The 18,918-nt window shown below is 71.0% G+C and carries 17 protein-coding genes; 14 read left to right on the forward strand and 3 right to left on the reverse strand.

Annotated elements, in window-relative coordinates:
- Positions 1-18: 18 nt before the first annotated feature.
- Entirely contained in the window at positions 19-2,919 is a 2,901-nt protein-coding gene (locus tag ACFRKB_RS10670) for a carbohydrate-binding protein (RefSeq protein WP_383105010.1), read from the reverse strand.
- Positions 2,920-3,336: 417 nt separating this feature from the next.
- Between ACFRKB_RS10670 and ACFRKB_RS10675 the strand changes: the two genes are divergently transcribed.
- Both ACFRKB_RS10675 and ACFRKB_RS10680 read left to right on the forward strand, forming a co-directional pair.
- On the forward strand, positions 3,337-4,482 hold the full coding sequence (locus ACFRKB_RS10675; RefSeq protein ID WP_383105012.1) for an inorganic phosphate transporter: 1,146 nt from the start codon (positions 3,337-3,339) through the stop codon (positions 4,480-4,482).
- A 14-nt stretch (positions 4,483-4,496) separates the two neighbouring features.
- Positions 4,497-4,748, forward strand: a complete 252-nt coding sequence (locus ACFRKB_RS10680; RefSeq protein WP_383105013.1) for a hypothetical protein — start codon at positions 4,497-4,499, stop codon at positions 4,746-4,748.
- Here the strand turns inward: ACFRKB_RS10680 and ACFRKB_RS10685 are convergent.
- A complete protein-coding gene (locus ACFRKB_RS10685; RefSeq protein ID WP_383105014.1) occupies positions 4,742-6,322 on the reverse strand; it encodes a PstS family phosphate ABC transporter substrate-binding protein in 1,581 nt (526 codons plus the stop codon). The two genes, ACFRKB_RS10680 and ACFRKB_RS10685, sit on opposite strands and share 7 nt — an antisense overlap.
- 318 nt (positions 6,323-6,640) lie before the next feature.
- On the opposite strand from ACFRKB_RS10685, the gene ACFRKB_RS10690 reads away from it, so the two are divergent.
- The 8 genes from ACFRKB_RS10690 to ACFRKB_RS10725 all read left to right on the forward strand — a co-directional run bounded on the left by ACFRKB_RS10690 (position 6,641) and on the right by ACFRKB_RS10725 (position 14,225).
- The gene (locus ACFRKB_RS10690; protein WP_365971448.1) at positions 6,641-7,729 is read left to right on the forward strand and encodes an NADH-quinone oxidoreductase subunit B family protein; all 1,089 of its coding nucleotides are present in this window, start codon (positions 6,641-6,643) and stop codon (positions 7,727-7,729) included.
- 108 nt (positions 7,730-7,837) lie between these two features.
- Complete coding sequence (locus ACFRKB_RS10695; protein ID WP_383105016.1) at positions 7,838-9,622, forward strand: nickel-dependent hydrogenase large subunit; 1,785 nt, start codon at positions 7,838-7,840, stop codon at positions 9,620-9,622.
- A gap of 52 nt (positions 9,623-9,674) precedes the next feature.
- Positions 9,675-10,613: a NifU family protein gene (locus ACFRKB_RS10700; RefSeq protein WP_383105017.1), complete on the forward strand. Its 939-nt coding sequence runs from the start codon at positions 9,675-9,677 to the stop codon at positions 10,611-10,613.
- Positions 10,610-11,326, forward strand: coding sequence for a DUF5947 family protein (locus ACFRKB_RS10705; protein WP_383105019.1), 717 nt, complete (start codon positions 10,610-10,612; stop codon positions 11,324-11,326). Before ACFRKB_RS10700 ends, ACFRKB_RS10705 begins: the two co-directional genes overlap by 4 nt.
- Positions 11,323-11,961: a DUF6084 family protein gene (locus tag ACFRKB_RS10710; RefSeq protein WP_383105021.1), complete on the forward strand. Its 639-nt coding sequence runs from the start codon at positions 11,323-11,325 to the stop codon at positions 11,959-11,961. Before ACFRKB_RS10705 ends, ACFRKB_RS10710 begins: the two co-directional genes overlap by 4 nt.
- The gene (locus ACFRKB_RS10715) at positions 11,958-13,493 is read left to right on the forward strand and encodes a hypothetical protein (protein WP_383105023.1); all 1,536 of its coding nucleotides are present in this window, start codon (positions 11,958-11,960) and stop codon (positions 13,491-13,493) included. The genes ACFRKB_RS10710 and ACFRKB_RS10715 overlap by 4 nt, the downstream gene beginning before the upstream one ends.
- A 1-nt stretch (position 13,494) precedes the next feature.
- Positions 13,495-14,061 (forward strand): hydrogenase maturation protease, encoded by a 567-nt coding sequence (locus ACFRKB_RS10720; RefSeq protein ID WP_383105024.1) that lies wholly within the window; start codon positions 13,495-13,497, stop codon positions 14,059-14,061.
- Positions 14,062-14,066: 5 nt separating this feature from the next.
- On the forward strand, positions 14,067-14,225 hold the full coding sequence (locus tag ACFRKB_RS10725; protein WP_383105026.1) for a DUF6893 family small protein: 159 nt from the start codon (positions 14,067-14,069) through the stop codon (positions 14,223-14,225).
- A 22-nt stretch (positions 14,226-14,247) separates the two neighbouring features.
- Here ACFRKB_RS10725 and ACFRKB_RS10730 read toward each other — a convergent pair whose 3' ends face one another.
- Positions 14,248-14,646 carry a helix-turn-helix transcriptional regulator gene (locus ACFRKB_RS10730; RefSeq protein WP_383105027.1) on the reverse strand — a complete coding sequence of 133 codons (399 nt, stop codon included), beginning with the start codon at positions 14,644-14,646 and terminating at the stop codon, positions 14,248-14,250.
- 154 nt (positions 14,647-14,800) lie between these two features.
- Between ACFRKB_RS10730 and ACFRKB_RS10735 the strand changes: the two genes are divergently transcribed.
- The 4 genes from ACFRKB_RS10735 to ACFRKB_RS10750 are packed head-to-tail and all read left to right on the forward strand — an operon-like array spanning position 14,801 to position 18,853.
- Positions 14,801-15,223 (forward strand): hydrogenase maturation nickel metallochaperone HypA/HybF, encoded by a 423-nt coding sequence (locus ACFRKB_RS10735; RefSeq protein ID WP_383105029.1) that lies wholly within the window; start codon positions 14,801-14,803, stop codon positions 15,221-15,223.
- Positions 15,207-16,025: a hydrogenase nickel incorporation protein HypB gene (gene hypB, locus ACFRKB_RS10740; RefSeq protein WP_383105030.1), complete on the forward strand. Its 819-nt coding sequence runs from the start codon at positions 15,207-15,209 to the stop codon at positions 16,023-16,025. Before ACFRKB_RS10735 ends, hypB begins: the two co-directional genes overlap by 17 nt.
- A complete protein-coding gene (gene hypF / locus ACFRKB_RS10745; RefSeq protein WP_383105032.1) occupies positions 16,022-18,442 on the forward strand; it encodes a carbamoyltransferase HypF in 2,421 nt (806 codons plus the stop codon). Before hypB ends, hypF begins: the two co-directional genes overlap by 4 nt.
- A gap of 51 nt (positions 18,443-18,493) precedes the next feature.
- Entirely contained in the window at positions 18,494-18,853 is a 360-nt protein-coding gene (locus ACFRKB_RS10750) for a HypC/HybG/HupF family hydrogenase formation chaperone (RefSeq protein ID WP_383105034.1), read from the forward strand.
- The last annotated feature ends 65 nt before the right edge of the window (positions 18,854-18,918 follow it).

Below are 18,918 nucleotides of genomic sequence, written 5' to 3' on the forward strand. Positions count from 1 at the left end.
CGGTCCCTTTCCCGCGCTTCACTTGGTGAGGGTGAGGGTGTCGATGTCGAACAGGGAGCCCGCGCCGCCGGTGAAGGAGAGGAACAGCGGTCCGGAGGCGGCGGTGCCGGTCAGGGCGGTGGAGACGGTGGTGAAGGTCTCCCAGCCGCCGGTGGGCTGGACGGCGACGGAGCCGAGCAGGGCGCCGGTCGCCGATCCGGAGCGGATCTGGATGGTGCCGCCCGCGCCGCCCGAGGAGACCTTCGCGCTGAAGGTCTTGGTCCCGGCCGTGGGCACGGACGCGTATCCCGCCCAGTCACCGTTGTCGATGTAGCCGAGGGTCTTGCCGCCGCTGGCCGGGGCGTGGTCGGCGATCTGGACGCCCTGGGACGAGGTGTACGACTCTCCCTCCACCGTCTGGCCGGTGGCACCGCTGCCGGTGGTGAAGGTGAAGGCGTCCACGTCGAAGAGGTTGCCCTGTCCCGTGGGGCCCTTGAAGACGAGGAACAACTCCGTTGTCCCGGCGGGCGCGTTGGCCAGGTCGGCGGAGACATCGGTGAAGGTCTCCCAGCCTCCGGTCACCGGTACGGTCATCGTGCCGAGCAGGGTGCCGGTGGCCGATCCGGTGCGTACCTCGATCGTGCCGCCGGCGCCGCCGGAGGAGACGCGGGCCGTGATCTTGTTGGCGTTCCCCACCGCGTAGGGCTTGAAGGAGATCCAGTCGCCGTTGTCGGTGAAGCCGACCGTGTTGCCGCCCTCGGCGGGGCCGTGAGCGGCCACCTGGATGCCGGACTGGGCCGAGAAGTGCTCGGCCTGCCGGTGGCGGGGCTGGAGGATACGGGCGCTGTGCGTGGTCAGTCCGGCGCCGTCGGTGTACTCGGCGTCGAAGACACCGTAGATATTGGCGGCGCTGTCGTGCTCACCGTCGGTCGGCACGGCGATCGTTCCGGTGCAGCCGTTCTTCGAGGTGATCGCGTGACGGTGCTCGTCATGCCCCAGGAGATAGGTGACCTTGACCTTGGCACAGTCGATGGCCCCGTCCTCGGGGTCGCTGACGGTGACCGAGAAGGGCACGGTGTCGCCGAAGGAGAACAGCTCACCGTCCTTGGGGCCGGTGAGATTGACGGTCGGCGCCGTGTTGCCCGCCGTCACCACCAGGCTCGCCGTGCCGGTGAGCCCCTCCGGGTCCCTGACCGTCAGCGTCGGCCGGAAGGTGCCCGTGGTGGTGTAGGTGTGCGAGGGGTTGGCGGCGGTGGACGTGGTGCCGTCGCCGAAGTTCCAGGAGTACGTCAGCGCCTTGCCCTCGGGGTCGGAGCTGCCCGCCGAGGAGAACGCGACGGTGAGCGGGGTCGGTCCCGAGGTCTTGTCGGCCGACGCGACGGCGATCGGGTTGCGGTTGCTGCCGCCGACGTACTCGACCCGGTACAGGGCCTGGTTGTTGGCGCCGGTGCCGTAGTCGAGCACGTACAGCGCGCCGTCCGGGCCGAATGCCTGGTCCATGACCTGGGTGCCGGTCCAGGGGAACGCCTCGATGACGCCGGGGGAACCGTCGGCCTTCACCTCGATGGCCTTGATCCACTTACGGCCGTACTCACCGGCGAAGAAGCGGCCGTCGAGGGACTGCGGGAACTTCACATTCGAGTTCAGATTGGCGTCGTAGCGGTAGACCGGTCCGCCCATGGGCGATTCGGAGCCGCCGCCGAACTCGGGCGGGGAGCCGGCGTCGCCGCCGTATCTGATCCAGCTCGGCTTGGCCGGGGGCAGCGTGGCCTGACCGGTGTTGCGGAAGGAGTTGTTGGCCGGGCCTCCGGCGCAGTTGTACTTCGCCCCGGTGGGACCGCTCGGGAAGGTGTACTCACCGTAGGTCTCGGCGGCGGTGTTCGTACCGGTGCAGTACGGCCAGCCGTAGTTGCCGGGGGCGGTGATGCGGTTGAACTCGACCTGGCCGCTGGGTCCGCGCCCGCCTCCGTCGGTGCCTCCGGCGTCGGGTCCGTAGTCGCCGAGGTAGACGATGCCGGTGGCCTTGTCGACGGACATCCGGAAGGGGTTGCGGAAGCCCATGGCGTAGATCTCGGGGCGGGTCTGCGCCGTGCCGGGGGCGAAGAGGTTCCCGGCCGGGACGGTGTAGCCGCCGGCCGCCGTCGGCTTGATCCGCAGGACCTTGCCGCGCAGGTCGTTGGTGTTGCCGGAGGAGCGCTGGGCGTCGAACTGCGGGTTGCGGTCGGTCCGTTCGTCGATCGGCGAGTAGCCGCTCGACTCGAACGGGTTGGTGTCGTCACCGGTGGTCAGATAGAGGTTGCCGGCGGCGTCGAAGTCGATGTCCCCGCCGACGTGGCAGCACTGGCCGCGGTCGTTGGGCACTTCGAGGACGACCTTCTCGCTGGCCATGTCGAGGGTGCCGTCGGTCTTCAGGGTGAACCGGGAGAGATTGAGATGGCCCTTCCACGGTTCGAAGGAGGCGGCGGAGCCGGTGACCGGGGCGTCGCCGGCCGGGGTGTTCAGCTTGGGCGAGTAGTACAGGTAGAGATACCGGTTGGAGGCGAAGCCGGGGTCGGCGGCTATGCCCTGGAGCCCTTCCTCGTCGTGGGTGTAGACGTCGAGCTTCCCGGCGGTCTTGGTGTTGCCCGCGGCGTCGGTGAAACGGACCGTGCCGTCGCGGGCGGTATGCACGACCGCGCGGTCCGGCAGCACCGCGAGCGACATCGCCTCGCCCAACTCGGCTGCGCCGAGCGCCAGTTGTACCTGCTGGTAGTCGCCCGGCGGGATGGCCGCGGGGGCGGCGGGCGCGGCGGGCGCCACCGTGGCGGAGCCGGGGGCGGGGGCGCCGGCCGCGGGGCCGGTGACAGCGCCGCCCGCGACGACCAGCGCGAGCACGGCGAGCCATCGCGACCAGGTCCGCCTCCGTTTCGGCGGTCCTGACAGTCCTGACGGTCCAGACATGGAGCTTCCTTCCTGACCTGGTGGGGGCGTGAGCAGGTATGCGGGCACGCGAAACCGCACTGCCGTCTCACTGGGGGGCGAAGCCTGCGTCCACGGGTGATGTCCCGTCACCCGAGCAGCAGTGGAACCGTTGTGGCGGAGTGTTTTCGATGCGGCATCAACGTATTGCGAAAACTCGCGAGAGTTTTGCATGCTGGCAACGGCCCGGGAATTTGTCAAGGCCGTGTCAAAATTCCGGTCCCGCCCCTCGGAGCCCGTTCGGGCACGCCCCCGGGACACGCCCCCGAAGGATGCGCCGGGCACCCGTCGGCGCCCAACGCGAAGTGGCTGATCCACCATCACCCTTTGGGAGGAAGCGCCTGGTGTCCCCGCTCCGCCCGGCGCCCGGCCACCGGCGCCTGCGCTTGTATGAGGTCAATGGACCACATCACGTTTCTGGTGACAGTGGTGATCTTGACCGCCCTGGCGTTCGACTTCACCAACGGATTCCATGACACCGCGAACGCGATGGCGACCTCGATCGCCACCGGAGCGCTGCGCCCCAAGGTCGCCGTACTGATCAGCGGTGCGCTGAATCTCGCGGGCGCGTTCCTCTCCACCGAGGTGGCCCGAACGATCTCCGGCGGCATCGTGAACGACTCCCTGGTCACGCCGGGCATGGTCTTCGCCGGGCTGATCGGCGCCATTCTGTGGAATCTGACGACCTGGCTGCTGGGCCTGCCCTCCAGTTCCTCGCACGCGCTGTTCGGGGGTCTGATCGGCGCCGTGTGGGTGGGCGCGGGGCGGCACGGCGTACATTTCGACGAGGTGATCGAGAAGATCATTCTTCCGGCGATCGCTTCACCGGTGGTGGCCGGGCTCGCCTCGCTGGCGGCCACCTATCTCGCCTACCGGCTGACGGTGCGGGGCCGGGGCGCCTCGGTCGACCGGGGGTTCCGGCTGGGGCAGGTCGTCTCCGCCTCGCTGGTCTCCCTGGCGCACGGCACCAATGACGCCCAGAAGACCATGGGCGTCATCACCCTCACGCTGATCTCCGCGGGCGCGCTGGCACCGAACTCGGGACCACCGCTCTGGGTCATCGGCTCGGCCGGGCTCGCCATCGCCCTCGGTACCTATGTCGGCGGCTGGCGGATCATCAGGACCATGGGCCGGGGCCTCACCGATATCCGCGCACCCCAGGGGTTCGCCGCCGAGTCGTCCGCCACGACCGTGATCCTCACCTCCGCCCATCTGGGCTTCGCCCTCTCCACCACCCAGGTCTGCTCCGGCGCCATCCTCGGCGCGGGGCTGGGCCGGCGGCTGGCGGAGGTCCGCTGGGGCATCGCGGGGCGGATGCTCATCGCCTGGTGTGTCACCCTGCCCGCGGCGGCGGCCGTCGGCGCGCTCGCCGCCGTGATGGTCGTCTACGGCGGAACCATCGGCACCGTCGTCATCTCCCTGGCCGCCGCTGCCGTGGCCACCTTCATCGTGATCGTCTCGCGGCGTCATCCCGTCACGCCGGGCAACGTCAATGACGAACGCACCGTCACCGTCCGCTCGGGACCGGCCAAGGCGAACGCCTGAAGGGAGCAGACCGCATGGCTCTGAACTGGAGCGGCTTCGGGGAGGTGGCCCTCGTCAGCATCGGCGCCACCGTGGGGGTCGTGATCGTCTTCTCACTGGGCGTGCGTGCCCTGGTGCCACGGGACGTGAACGGTGTCCGGCGCAGGGACGGAGCCCGGGTCCGGCGGGCGAGCGCGGGGGCGAAGGCCGTCGCCGCGCTCTGTTTCCTCGCCTGCGCGGCGGCGGTCGCGTACGGCCTGTATCTGATCGTCCCGCAGTTTCACTGAGCGTCCCCGCCGGCGGGAATGCCCGAGCCCTCGGCGACGGCCCCGCCCGCGCAGATGCGCTGTCCCTTCGGCGAGGAGCACGGCAGATGGCCGTGTGTACGGACCACGTCCTGGCCGCTGCCGCGCAGCAGATAGTTGAGGAAGCTGGACACGAGCGAGTCGGCGGGCGGATTCCCGTAGGTGTACGCGTACTCGATCTCCCGGAACGGATAGGCGCTCTCGGCGATGGTGTCCGCGGAGGCCGACAGTCCGTCCAGACTCAGCGGATGCAGCCCCTTCGGCATGCTGCCGGAACGCAGCTCCGTGTAGCCGATGGCCCCCGGGGTGTCCGCCACGGTGGCCAGGACGCGGTCCGTCTTGTCGAGTTCGCAGCGGAAGACCCGGGCGCGCGTGTTGTCCTTCCCACGGCAGTCGGCCGAGGATTCGGCCTGTTCGAACTCGCCGCCGAGCACGGTGCGCTGGAAGATGTCGCGCGTCCCCGAGCCGGATTTCCGGCTGGCGAGGATGATGGGCAGATCGGGGCCGCCCAGCTCGGGCACGTTCCATCGGGTGAGGTCACCGCGGTAGATACGGCGTACCTGATCGGCCGTCAGACCGGGCAGCGCGACGGAGTCATTGACGACCAGGGTGTAGACCGAGACGGCGACCGGGTTCTCCCGCAGCCGGGGGAAGCCGTCGGTCTTGGGGCCGTCGGAGAGCGCGATCAGCGCGGGAGAGCCGTCCTTCGCGGCGGCGCCACGCTCGTTGAGCTCCTGGATGCCCTCGCGGCTGCTGCGCGAATCGACGCGCACGGTGGAGCCGGGGCAGTCCTTCATGTACTTGTCCGCGAGTTCCCGGGCGACCGGCTGGAAGGCGGTGGAGCCGGTGACGGTCAGCACGCCCTTCGCGCACCCCATCGGCGGCCGGGCGTCGTCGCGTATGACGATGATCGAGGCGAGCGTGACCACACAGACGGTGAGCAGGACGATGATCCACCGGGACGCCCTGCTGAACAGGGGCGGGGTGTCGTCGGGCGTCGTACCGCGGTTCGGGAAGACCCCGCCGTCCCTGATGCCGCCGGTCACCCGTATCGCGTCGCCGACCTGGCCCCCGGTGAGCAGGACGAGCAGTTTGAAGTGCTGGCCGCGGTTGAGCGGCACCCGGGGCAGGTAGACGTTGTCGTCGGCGTAGCGCAGCCCGGCGGAGGGGGTGAAGTGGTCGAGCAGATGCTCGTCGCCGCGCGGCGCGGTGACGGCGATCCCCCGGATCGTGCGGGTGGTGAACTCCGCTGTCAGGCCGTGGAGTTCGCGTCCGGTGTAGTCGGCGTCGGCGATGCTCTGCGAGCCGTCGTTCTCGATGCGCAGCAGTACGAGTGTGGCGTCGGAGAGCTGTGGATTGTCCTGGAAGAGGCCGAGCCTGACCCCGGCCCGGCCGCTGCGCTCCGCGCTGCTCACCGGGGTGTCCAGCTGGACCCGGTAGCCGATGCGGGTGCGCCGCGGTACGCGCCGCTCGTACCAGAGCACCCCCAGTGAGGCGACGATACCGAGCAGCGCGGTGCCGACGGCGATGATGTTTTCCGCGCTGAGCCATTCCATGGCCGTGCGCCCCCCTCGAAAACCGGACTCGAACATGAGACCGATGGTGAAATCGTCCGGTCACCGTACGGTCGCCATGGGCGACGGACCGCCCACTTCGCCGCTCCGTGCGCTGATGTTCGCCAAAGGTTCAGCGGGGCGGGGGCCGGATCCGGTCTTCCCGTGGGCGGTGGTGAAACGACTCATAGGTCCATCCCGCACTTACCCAAAGCCCTCCTTTGCGGATATCCAGATAGGGAGGCTCGTGGGAGAGGCTCGCCGCTCGTGTGCGCTCCGCTCCCCGGAAGGCCTCGCCCCGATTCCCGCGAGGAGGGGATGATGGATACCGCCACACCGGCCTCCAAGGGCGGCGCGACGCCCGGCGGAGAGAACGAGACAGAAGACCCGACGGTCCATATTCTCTGGATCAACGCGGGTCTGAGCTGCGACGGAGACTCCGTATCGCTCACCGCGGCCAGCCAGCCGAGCATCGAGGAAATCGCCCTCGGTGCCCTTCCCGGTCTGCCCAAGGTGGCCGTGCACTGGCCCCTGATCGATTTCGAATGCGGCCCCGCGCAGGGCGCCGACAATTTCGTCGAGTGGTTCTTCAAGGCGGACCGCGGAGAGATCGAACCCTTCGTGCTGGTCGTCGAGGGATCCATTCCGAACGAGTCGATCAAGAGCGAGGGCTACTGGTGCGGGTTCGGTGACGATCCCGAGACCGGGCAGCCGATCACCACCAGCGAGTGGATCGACCGGCTCGCCCCCAAGGCGCTGGCCGTCGTGGCGATCGGCACCTGTGCGACCTACGGCGGGATCCACGCCATGGAGGGCAACCCCACCGGCGCGATGGGCGTGCCCGACTATCTGGGCTGGGACTGGAAGTCCGGGGCGGGCATCCCGATCGTCTGCATCCCCGGCTGTCCGGTGCACCCGGACAACGCGTCGGAGACGCTGCTGTATCTGCTCTACCAGGCCGCCGGATCCGCGCCGATGATCCCGCTCGACGAACAGCTGCGCCCGACCTGGCTGTTCGGCGCGACCGTCCATGAGGGATGCGACCGGGCCGGCTACTACGAGCAGGGCCAGTTCGCGACCGAGTACGGCTCGCCGCAGTGTCTGGTGAAACTGGGCTGCTGGGGTCCGGTCGTCAAGTGCAACGTCCCCAAGCGCGGCTGGATCAACGGCATCGGCGGCTGCCCCAACGTCGGCGGCATCTGTATCGCCTGCACGATGCCCGGCTTCCCGGACAAGTTCATGCCCTTCATGGACGAGCCGCCCGGCGGCCATGTGTCGGCGGCGGCCAGCGGGGCGTACGGCAAGGTCGTTCGCGCACTGCGCGGTGTCACGGCCAGGACCGTCGACAAGGAACCGAAGTGGCGCCGCAAGGGCGACAAGGTCCTGACCGGCTACCACCCCCCGTGGTGAGCCGCCCCGTACGGTGAGCCGGCCCGTCCCCCACCCGCCCCGCCTCCCACCCCGTGGTCCCCCCGTGGTGATCCAGTCCCCCCACCGTTGAGGAAAGGTGCGCACCCCATGGCGCCGAAGACGAAGCGAGCCGAGGACAGCAAAGGCCTGATGGAGATGTCCTGGGATCCGATCACCCGGATCGTGGGCAGCCTCGGTATCCACACGAAGATCGACTTCAAGCAGAAGCGGGTGGCCGAGTGCTACAGCACGTCGTCCGTCTTCCGTGGCTACAGCGTCTTCATGCGGGGCAAGGACCCCCGGGACGCGCACTTCATCACCAGCCGGATCTGCGGCATCTGCGGTGACAACCACGCGACCTGTTCGGTGTACACACAGAACATGGCGTACGGCGTGAAGCCGCCACACCTCGGCGAGTGGATCATGAACCTCGGTGAGGCCGCGGAGTACATGTTCGACCACAACATCTTCCAGGAGAACCTGGTCGGGGTGGACTACTGCGAGAAGATGGTCCGCGAGACCAACCCCGGCGTCCTGGAACTGGCCGAACGCACCGAGGCACCCCACGCGGGCGACCACGGCTACCGCACCATCGCGGACATCATGCGCTCGCTCAACCCGCTGGAGGGCGAGTTCTACCGCGAGGCGCTCCAGGTCAGCCGCTACACCCGGGAGATGTTCTGTCTGATGGAGGGACGGCATGTCCACCCCTCCACGCTCTACCCCGGCGGCGTCGGAACCGTGGCCACCATCCAGCTCTTCACGGACTATCTGACCCGGCTCACGCGCTACGTGGAGTTCATGAAGCGCGTCGTCCCGCTCCACGACGACCTGTTCGACTTCTTCTACACGGCGCTGCCCGGGTACGAGGAGGTCGGCCGGCGCCGGGTGCTGCTGGGCTGCTGGGGCGCCCTCAACGACCCGGAGCACTGCGACTTCACGTACCGGAACATGTCCGACTGGGGACGGCGCATGTTCGTCACACCGGGCATCATCGTCGACGGCAAGCTGATCACCAACGATCTCGTCGACATCAACCTCGGCATCCGGATCCTGCTCGGCAGCTCGTACTACGACGACTGGGCGGGCCAGGAGAAGTTCGTCGAGCGCGACCCGCTGGGCAATCTGGTGGACGGACGCCACCCGTGGAACCAGCACACCATCCCCGCACCGCAGAAGCGGGACTTCGAGGACAAGTACAGCTGGGTGATGTCCCCGCGCTGGTTCGACGGTACGGACCATCTCGCGCTGGACACCGGCGGCGGTCCGCTGGCCCGGCTCTGGTCCACCGCGCTGTCGGGACTGGTCGACTTCGGCTATGTGCGCTCGACCGGACACAGCGTCCAGATCAATCTGCCGCGCACCATGACCAAGCCGGAGACCACCTTCGAGTGGCGGATCCCGCGGTGGAGCAACGCGCTGGAGCGCAACCGCGCGCGCACCTACTTCCAGGCGTACGCCGCCGCCTGCGCACTGCACTTCGCCGAGCAGGCCATGGAAGAGGTCCGCTCCGGCCACACCCAGACCTGGGAGAAGTTCGACGTGCCGGACGAGTCGATCGGCGTCGGCTTCACCGAGGCGGTACGCGGTGTGCTCTCGCACCACATGGTGATCAGGGACGGCAAGATCGCCAACTACCACCCGTACCCGCCCACTCCGTGGAACGCCAGTGTGCGTGACTCCTACGGCACACCGGGCCCGTACGAGGACGCGGTGCAGAACACCCCGATCTTCGAGGAGAACCCCCCGGAGTCCTTCAAGGGCATCGACATCATGCGGGCGGTGCGCAGCTTCGACCCGTGTCTGCCGTGCGGCGTCCATATGTACGTCGGCGGTGGCAGGACCATCCAGGAGACCCATATGCCCACCGGGCTCAGCGGGTTCGCGGGCTGATCCGCGAACATCCGCCCCGGAGCCGCCCCCACCGCAGGAAAGGCGCCGTCACATGGCAGCAACGGCCAAGGAGCAGCAGACGGGTGAGCATATCGCCGCGCTGCTCGACGAGCTCGGGAGATCGATGGGGCCCACCGGGCGCGATCTCGCGGACGAACTGGTACACAGCATCGTCGAGTTCTACGGGAGCGGACTGGCCCGGGTGGTCGAGCTGCTGCGCGACGCACCGGACGGCGCCGACCCGCTGACCCTGCTCGGCGGTGACGAACTCGTCGGCGGGCTGCTGGTGCTGCACGATCTCCACCCCGAGGACACCCTGACCCGGGTGGGCCGCGCGCTGGACGAGGTCCGCCCGTATCTGGGGTCGCACGCGGGCGATGTGGACATCGCCGGGATCGACCCCGAGGGCGACGAGGGAGCGGACGGGTTCACGCTGCGGCTGCGGCTGCGGGGCAGCTGCGACGGCTGTCCGTCCTCCGCGCAGACCGTGCGCTGGACGATCGAGGAGGCCGTGGCCCGGCGCGTCCCCGAGATCGCGAAGGTGGAGGTCGAGGGCGTGACGGCGGAGGAGCCGCGGTCGAAGCTCCTGCAGATCATGTCCCGGCCCCCGGACGCGCCGGAGGGTGACATCCCCGCCGGTGACGGCGCCCGGCCCGGGGGCGCCCCGGCCGAGTGGCAGCCGCTGACGGGGCTGCCGGCGCTCGCCGACGGCGAGTCCGCCGTGTACGAGAGCGTGGGCATCCCGCTGCTGCTGATCCGGCTGCCCGGCAATCTGTACGCGTACCGCGACCACTGTCCGGGGTGCGCGGGCCGGCTGGGCGAGGCGGTGGTGGACGGCGAGCGGCTGCGCTGTCCGTCGTGCGCCGCGGAGTACGACATCCGCCGGGCCGGCCAGGGCGAGCGCGGCCATCTGGAGCCCGTACCCCTGCTGGAGGAGAACGGCTCCGTACGGGTGGCGCTGCCGGGCATCCTGCTGGCGGCGGGGCCATGACGGCCCGCCCGGCCCCGGCAGGGGGCACCCCCGTCACAGCGGCGCAGCGGGCCGCACGCGGACCGGCCCCCGTATCGGGCCCGGCCGGTCTGCGCGGCTTCACCCGGCGCCGGCCGCCCGCGCGGGAGCGGTGCGAGCTGTGCGCCGAGCCGCTGTCCGGTGAGCACCGGCATCTGGTCGACACCCGCAAACGGTCGCTGATGTGCGCCTGCACCGGCTGCTATCTGCTGTTCACCCGGCCGGGCGCGGGCGCGGGCCACTTCCGCGCGGTGCCCGACCGGTATCTGACGGATCCGGACTTCACCCTGGACGAGGAGAGCTGGAACCGGCTCCGGATCCCCGTCGGCCTCGCCTTCTTCTTCCGCAACTCCGAGCTGGACCGGCTGGCCGCGTTCTACCCCAGTCCCGCGGGCGCCACGGAGAGCGAGCTGGACCCGGAGACCTGGCGCGCCGTCCTCGGCCACAGCCGGCTTGCGGCGGCGCTGCGGCCCGACACCGAGGCGCTGCTCATCCGGCGCGAGCGCGAAGCCGGGGGAATGGGCGCGGGTGAGTGCTATCTCGTGCCGGTCGACGCCTGTTACGAACTGGTGGGCCGGATGCGGCTGCACTGGCAGGGGTTCGACGGCGGCGCCGAGGCGCACGCGGATCTGGCGGACTTCTTCGCCCGGGTCCGGGCGAAGGCACGCCCCCCGGCGGAGGAGGACGGTCCATGACCGAGGTGGAGTTCTCCTGTCTCGATGTACGGCCGGAGCCGTACGGGAGCGGCCCGACCCTGCTGTTCCGGCTGCGGATCGAGGCGGCCGGCGGTGTGCGGGTGCACGCCGTGGCGCTGCGCTGCCAGCTCCGGATCGAGCCCGTCCAACGGCGTTACGCCCCGGCCGAGATGGAGATGCTCGGCGATCTCTTCGGCGAGCCGGACCGGTGGAGCAGCACGCTCAAACCGCTCCAGTTCGCCCATGCCTCGGTGACCGTGCCCGGCTTCACGGGCGCCACCGAGATCGACCTGCCGGTGGTCTGTACGTACGACATGGAGGTGGCGTCCGCCAAGTACTTCCGCGCTCTCGCGGACGGTGAGGTCCCGCTCCTGCTGCTGTTCTCCGGCACGGTCTTCACCGGTGAGCGCGGCTTCACCGCGGAGCCGATCCCCTGGCACAAGGAGTCCGGCTTCCGGATGCCGGTCAAGGTCTGGCAGAACATGATCGAGCAGTACTTCCCCGGCTCCGGCTGGCTGCGGGTACGCGACGACTGTCTGGAATCCCTGCGCCGCTATCGCTCGGAGCGGGCCCTGCCCTCCTGGGAGCGGGTCTTCGAGGAGCTGCTGCGCACCGCCGAAGGAGAGCAGCGATGACCGGGGACACCGTGGACCGGGTGACGGCGGGCTTCACCGAGGCCCGCCGGGTCGCGGACGCGCTGCTGTTCGAGGGGTATGTGCTGTATCCGTACCGTGCCTCCGCGCGGAAGAACCAACTGCGCTGGCAGTTCGGCGTGCTGGTGCCGCCGGCCTGGCGGGACGCGGGCGGGGAGCACGCCTGGCAGCGTACGGAATGCCTCCTGGAGCCCCGCCGCGCGGACCGGCTCCTGGTGGAGCTGCGGTTCCTCCAGGTGCGCCGCCGTTCGGTCGAGCGTCTGACACCGGACGGCGAGAGCTGGACCGAGGTGTCCGAACTCGACCTGCCCGACCGGGTGCTGGTGCCCTGGGACGAGGGTGAGGAGGAGCGCGTCGAACTCGACGTACCGCTCGGCCGGCTCGCCGGGGAGGGGCACACGCTGCGGTTCGAGCTGCCCGGCGGGGTGGAGCACGAGCCGGTGCGCGACGGCACGGCCGGGGTCGTCGGACGACTGGTACGCCACAGCCGGCCGCTGGCGGGCGAGATCCGGCTCACCACCGAGCCGCTGCCCGGTCCGTACGGGGCGCTGCGGCTGACCGCGACCGTACGCAATGTGTCGGCCTGGACACCCGGTCCGGGTGAGCGCGGCGACCGCGAATCCGCCCTGCCGCACAGCCTGATCGGGGCGCATCTGCTGCTGGGTCTGCCCGGCGGGCGGTTCCTGTCGATGGCGGACCCGCCGGAGTGGGCCCGGCCGGCGGCGCGCATCTGCCGCAATGAGCACACCTGGCCGGTACTGGCCTGCGAGGAGGGCCGGGACGACGTCATGCTGTCCTCGCCGATCATTCTGGACGACCACCCCGCGGTCGCGGCGGAGAGTCCGGGTCCGCTCTACGACGCCACCGAGATCGACGAGATCCTCTCGCTGCGTACGGCCGCGCTCACCGAGCGGGAGAAGCGCGAGGCGCGCGGGACGGACGCCCGCGCCGCCGAGGTGATCGACCTGGTGGACGGTATGCCGGCCGAGGTCTGGGAGCGGCTGCACGGCGCGATCCGCGGACTGCGCGAGGTGACCGGCGAGTTGACGGCCGGGCCGGCGGACCGGATGCCGGCCGGGGGCGTCACCGACGGCGCACTCCCCGGCGACCCCGGTATCGATCGTGCCGTCGTGCCCCCGGCCGCCGCGGGCCTCCGGCTGCCCACCGGTCCGGGACTGCCCTGGTGGGACCCCGCCCAGGACACGGCATCGGCGCCCGGCCGGGGAACGGTCGCCATTGACGGGCAGCAGCTCGGAACCGGAAGCAGAGTCGTGCTCAAGCCGGGACCGCGCAGGTCCGACGCGCAGGACATCTTCCTCGCGGGCCGTACGGCGACGGTCGAGGCGGTGCTGGAGGACTTCGACGGCGAGACCCATATCGCGGTCACCGTGGACGGGGATCCCGGCGTCGATGTACGGCGCGAGCAGGGCCGGTTCCTCTACTTCCGCCCCGACGAGGTGGAGCCCGTGCCGGAGCCCGCACGGGCCCCCGCGCGGGACGAAGGCGGGGTCTGACATGGCCGCGACGGGCTCCGTCTCCGTACCGCTGCCGGACAGTTCGCACGGCAGGACCCTCATCGCGGGCATCGGCAATATCTTCCTCGGCGACGACGGGTTCGGCGTCGAGGCCGTCCGCAGGCTGACCGGCCGGCCGCTGCCGCCCGGTGTCGATCTGATGGACGCGGGCATCCGGGGTGTCCATCTCGCCTACCGGCTGCTGGACGGCTACCGCAGGCTCGTCCTGGTCGACACCGTCGACCGCGGCGCTCCCCCGGGGACGGTCTATGTGATCGAGGTGGACCCGGCGGGCGCCGCGCGGGAGGGGGCACCGCCCGCGGCACTGGACGGGCACGGCATGGACCCGGCGGCCGTGCTCCGGCTGGTCGGGGATCTGCACGCCGGGGCCGGCGGCACCCTCCCCGAGCACGTCCACGTCGTCGGCTGCCAGCCGCTCTCCGCCGAGGAGGGCATCGGGCTGAGCGAGCCGGTGGCCGCCGCCGTCGGACCGGCGGCGGACCTCGTACTCGACCTCGTACGGCGCCCGCCGGGCGCGGTCGCCGGCACGGCACACCGAAGGAGATGAGTTCCATGCACACAACGCGTCCGATGAAGGGGATGAACCACACCAAGGACGCCGATCTGACCTGGTTGTGGGTCTGCGCCGGCGTGGTCATGGCGGGAGTGGCGTACGAGACGGCGAAGTCCGTACCCGACCTGCGCCGCTATCTGCGCATGCGGCGCATGTGAGCGGTGGCGGAGAGAGGCGGGATCAGGTGGCGGGCGGGTGCCCGGACAGCGGCCGCGCACCGGCCTCGCTCCCGGCGAGGTCCTGGCCGTTCAGCTGGACGTAGCGCTCCAGGAACAGATGCAGCGTGCTGTGCAGTTCCCCCAGCCGGACGAACCACAGCGCCAGGCTCATCGACCCGGCGGAGGTGATCTCGTACTCCCGGCGGGCCGGCCCGGAGGCGGACGCCCGCCACTGGGAGGAGATCTGACCGCACTTCTCCATGCCGCGCAGCAGCCGGTAGACATGCGCGGACTCGGCCTCGGCCCAGCCGAACGTGCCCAGCCGCTGCGTCAGTTCGTATCCGTGTCCACGCCGTTCGGAGAGCAGCAGCAGGATGACGGGGGTCATCAGCGCCCGGCGTTCGGTGTCATGCGTCGTCATGGCGGTGGTCTCCTGCGGGTGGCCGTGCGACGGTGCGGTGGGAGAGCGGCCCTTTCCCACGCTAACCAGCCAGGTCCGGCCGGGCCAGCCGTCGCCCACCGGTGCGGCCGTGACCCGACGGGCCGTACGGGGACTCCTTGACGAGGTGAGAGCCGTGCATGAACTGTCCATCGCCACCGCCGTGGTCGCCCAGGTGGAGGAAGCCGTCCGTACCAACGGCGGCGGTCGTGTCACCGCGCTGCGGCTGAGGATCGGCGAACTGGCGGGTGTGGTGCCGGAGGCGCTCCGGTTCTCCTTCGGGCTGGCGAGCGAGGGGACCGTACTCGCCGGGGCCCGGCTGGAGGTGGAGACCGTCCCGGGCCGCGCCCGCTGCGGCGGCTGCGGCCGGGAGAGTGACACCGGCGTGCCGCCGATGCTGTGGTGCGCCGACTGCGCGCGCCCGCTCGGCGAACTGCTGTCGGGGCGAGAGCTGGAGATCGCCGAGGTCGTCCTCACGGATCCCTCGGATGCGCCGAGCCCCGTCTGCGGTGACGATCGGGATACGCCCGAGGAGGCAAGCCATGTGCCGAGTGGTTGATCTGCGCCAAGCCGTGCTGGCCAAGAACGACGCCAGCGCCGTGGAACTGCGTGAACATCTCGCCGCCCGTGGGACGGCGGAGGTGAATCTGCTGTCCAGTCCCGGCAGCGGCAAGACGGCCCTGCTGGAGCTGCTGCTCGCCCGCGCCGTCGCCGGGGGCGTCACCGTCGCCGCGGTGACCGCCGATCTGGCCACCGAGAACGACGCGCGGCGGCTCGCCCGTGCCGGGGCGCCGGTCAAGCAGGTGCTCACGGACGGGCTGTGCCATCTGGAGGCCGGGATGCTCCGGGAGCGTCTGGACGGCTGGCTGCCGCGGGACACCCGGGTGCTCTTCGTGGAGAACGTCGGCAACCTGGTCTGTCCGGCCTCCTACGACCTCGGGGAGAGCCTGCGGATCGTGCTGGGCTCCGTCACCGAGGGCGAGGACAAACCGCTCAAGTACCCGACGGCGTTCGGCCTGGCCCATCTCGTGGTGATCACCAAGACGGACATCGCCGAGGCCGTCGAGTTCGACGCGGCGGCGTTCCACCGCAATGTGCGGCAGGTGAACCCGGGCGTGCCGGTGCTGGAGACCTCGGCCCGTACCGGCGCGGGGGTGGACGAACTGCTGGCCCTGATCCTCAGGGTCGCCGACGGGGCTCCCGTACACCGGCCCGTGCTCGCGCATCAGCACGAGCGGTATCTGCACCACCATCACGGCGACGAGGACGGCCATGCGCACGACGGCGCCGAGCACGGCCATTCCCACGAACACCCCGCCGCCACCCCCGTCCCCGTCCCCGGAGCGGCAGACGCGCCATGAGCCGACCCGTCACCGACACGGACACCGGCGCGGGCGCCGCCGCTCCCCCGGGGTCGCGCCGCGCCTCCCTCGAACGACGGCGTGTCGTCGTGCACGGGGTCGTCCAGGGCGTCGGCTTCCGGCCGTTCGTGTACGCGCTCGCCAGTGAACTGGGCCTGACGGGCTGGGTCACGAACAACGCGGACGGTGTCGAGACGGAAGTGGAGGGGGCGGGCCCCGATGTGGCGGCGTTCTGCCGGCGGCTGGCCTCCGACGCTCCCCCGCTGGCCGTCGTCGAATCCGTCCAGCTCCGGACCGTACCGACCGCGGGCGGCAGCGGGTTCACGATCCGTCCCTCGGCGGGCGGCGGCGGCCGTACCCTCGTCTCCCCCGACATGGCGACCTGTGACGACTGTCTGTCCGAACTGGCCGACCCGGGCGACCGCCGCTACCGCCATCCGTTCATCAGCTGCACCCACTGCGGCCCCCGGTTCACGGTGGTGACCGGGCTGCCGTACGACCGGGCGCTGACCACCATGGCCGGCTTCCCGCTCTGCGCCGACTGCGCGCGCGAATACGCGGACCCCGCCGACCGGCGCTTTCACGCCCAGCCGGTGGCCTGCCATGCCTGTGGTCCCCGACTCACCCTGGTCACCAGGGGATCCACCGGTCCGCCGCCGACCGGTGAGGACGCCCTGGCGGGGGCACGACGGCTGCTGGCGGCCGGAGCGGTCGTGGCGGTGAAGGGGCTCGGCGGCTATCACCTCGCCTGCGACGCCTCCGATCCCGCCGTCGTACAGACGCTGCGTACGCGCAAGAACCGTGGCGCGAAGCCGTTCGCCGTGATGGCCGGCTCGCTGGAGACGGTGGAGCGCCTCGTCTTCACCAGCCCGCTGGAGCGTGAGCTGCTGCTCGGCCGGCGCAGACCCGTCGTCCTGCTGCGGCGCCGTGACGGAGGCGGGGCCCGGGGCAGAGCCGGCTCCGGGTCCCGGTCGCTCGTCACGGACGGGGTCGCGCCCGGCAGTCCCGATCTCGGGGTGCTGATGCCGTACACGCCCGTGCACCATCTGCTGCTGGGTCTGCCCGGCGATCCGGCGGGCCCGGCCGTGCTCGTGATGACCAGCGGAAACCGCTCCGGGGAACCCATCGTCACCGATGACGAGGAGGCGCTGGTCCGGCTGGACGGTCTCGCGGACGCCTGGCTGACGCACGACCGGCCGGTGCGGGTGCCGTGCGACGACTCGGTGGTACGGGTCTGCGCGCGGCAGGAGCTTCCGGTACGGCGCTCCCGCGGCTACGCCCCGCTGCCGGTGGCGCTGCCCGTCCCGGTGGAGCCGGCGCTCGCGGTCGGCGGCGATCTGAAGAACACCTTCTGTGTCGCGGACGGCCGGTACGCGTGGCTGTCCGCGCATGTCGGCGACATGGACGACCTGGCGACGCTGACCGCCTTCGAGAGCGCGGTGGGCCAGCTGTCCGAACTGGCGTCGGTCACCCCCCGGTTGCTCGTCGCGGACAGGCATCCCGGCTACCGCTCGGGCCAGTGGGCGGAGCGCCACGCGGAGGGCCGTCCGGTGCGCCGCGTCCAGCACCATCACGCGCATGTGGCGTCCGCGATGGCCGAACACGGTCTGGACGGCTCGGCGCCGGTGATCGGCGTGGCGTTCGACGGCACCGGTTACGGCGACGACGGCGCGGTGTGGGGCGGTGAGGTGCTGCTCGCGGATTACGACGGCTTCCGGCGGTTCGCGCATCTGGCGTACGTACCGCTGCCGGGCGGCGACGCGGCCGTACGCAACCCGTACCGCATGGCGCTCTCCCATCTTCGGGCGGCGGGTCTGCCCTGGTCCGGGGAGCTGCCGTGTGCCGCCGCGTGCCCGCCCGCCGAACGGCGGCTGCTGGAGCGTCAGCTCGACCGTGGGCTCAACTGCGTGCCCACCTCCAGCATGGGGCGGCTGTTCGACGCCGTCGCGTCGCTCGCCGGAGTGTGCCATCGCGTGGAGTACGAGGCCCAGGCGGCGATGGAGCTGGAGCACGCGGCGCTGACGGCGGCCGGGGACATACGGTCCTCCGGCTACCGGTTCGGACTGCCCGCCGCCGCGCGGTCCGCGGACGCGCCGCTGATCGCCGACCCGGCCCCCGTACTCGCCGCCGCTGTCGAGGACCTGCGGGCGGGCGCGGACGCGAGCACGGTGGCCGCCCGGTTCCATGGCGCCGTCGTCTCGCTGGTGCACGAGGTGTGCCGGGCGGCCCGTGACCGTACGGGGCTCGGCACTGTCGCGCTGACCGGCGGGGTGTTCTGCAACGCCCTGCTGACCAGCGGCTGTGCGCAGCGGCTGGAGCGCGACGGATTCACCGTACTGCGGCACCGCACGGTGCCGCCGAACGACGGCGGGCTGGCGCTGGGCCAGTTGATGGTCGCCGCCCGGACGACGGGCTGAGCCACCGGCCGGGGTTCCGGCCGGACCACCGGTTGATGTGAAGGAGGAGCGATGTGCCTTGCCGTGCCCGGCAGAGTGCTGGAGATCGAGGAGCGCGAGGGGACCCGGATGGCCCAGGTCGACTTCGGCGGCGTCATCAAGGACGTCTGTCTGGAGTACGTGCCGGAGATGAAGGTCGGTGACTACGCGATCGTCCATGTCGGCTTCGCGCTCCAGCGGCTCGACGAGGAGTCCGCGCGGCAGACGCTGCGGCTCTTCGAGAATCTGGGCGTTCTGGAGGAGGAGTTCGGCGACGCGTGGGGGCGGGCCGCGCGGGAGGCGGGGGCCGAGCGTCCGGCCGGCACGCCGCCGTCGCCGGGCGCGGCGCAGGCCGGCCCCGCGCACCCGGGCCCCCTCGGACCCCGGCCCTGAACGCCGGTTCCTGAGTCCTGAGTTCTGACTTCTGCGTTCTGAGTCCTGAAGGAGAAGACCATTCG

Source organism: Streptomyces scopuliridis (assembly GCF_042790125.1).
Lineage (GTDB): Bacteria > Actinomycetota > Actinomycetes > Streptomycetales > Streptomycetaceae > Streptomyces > Streptomyces scopuliridis_A.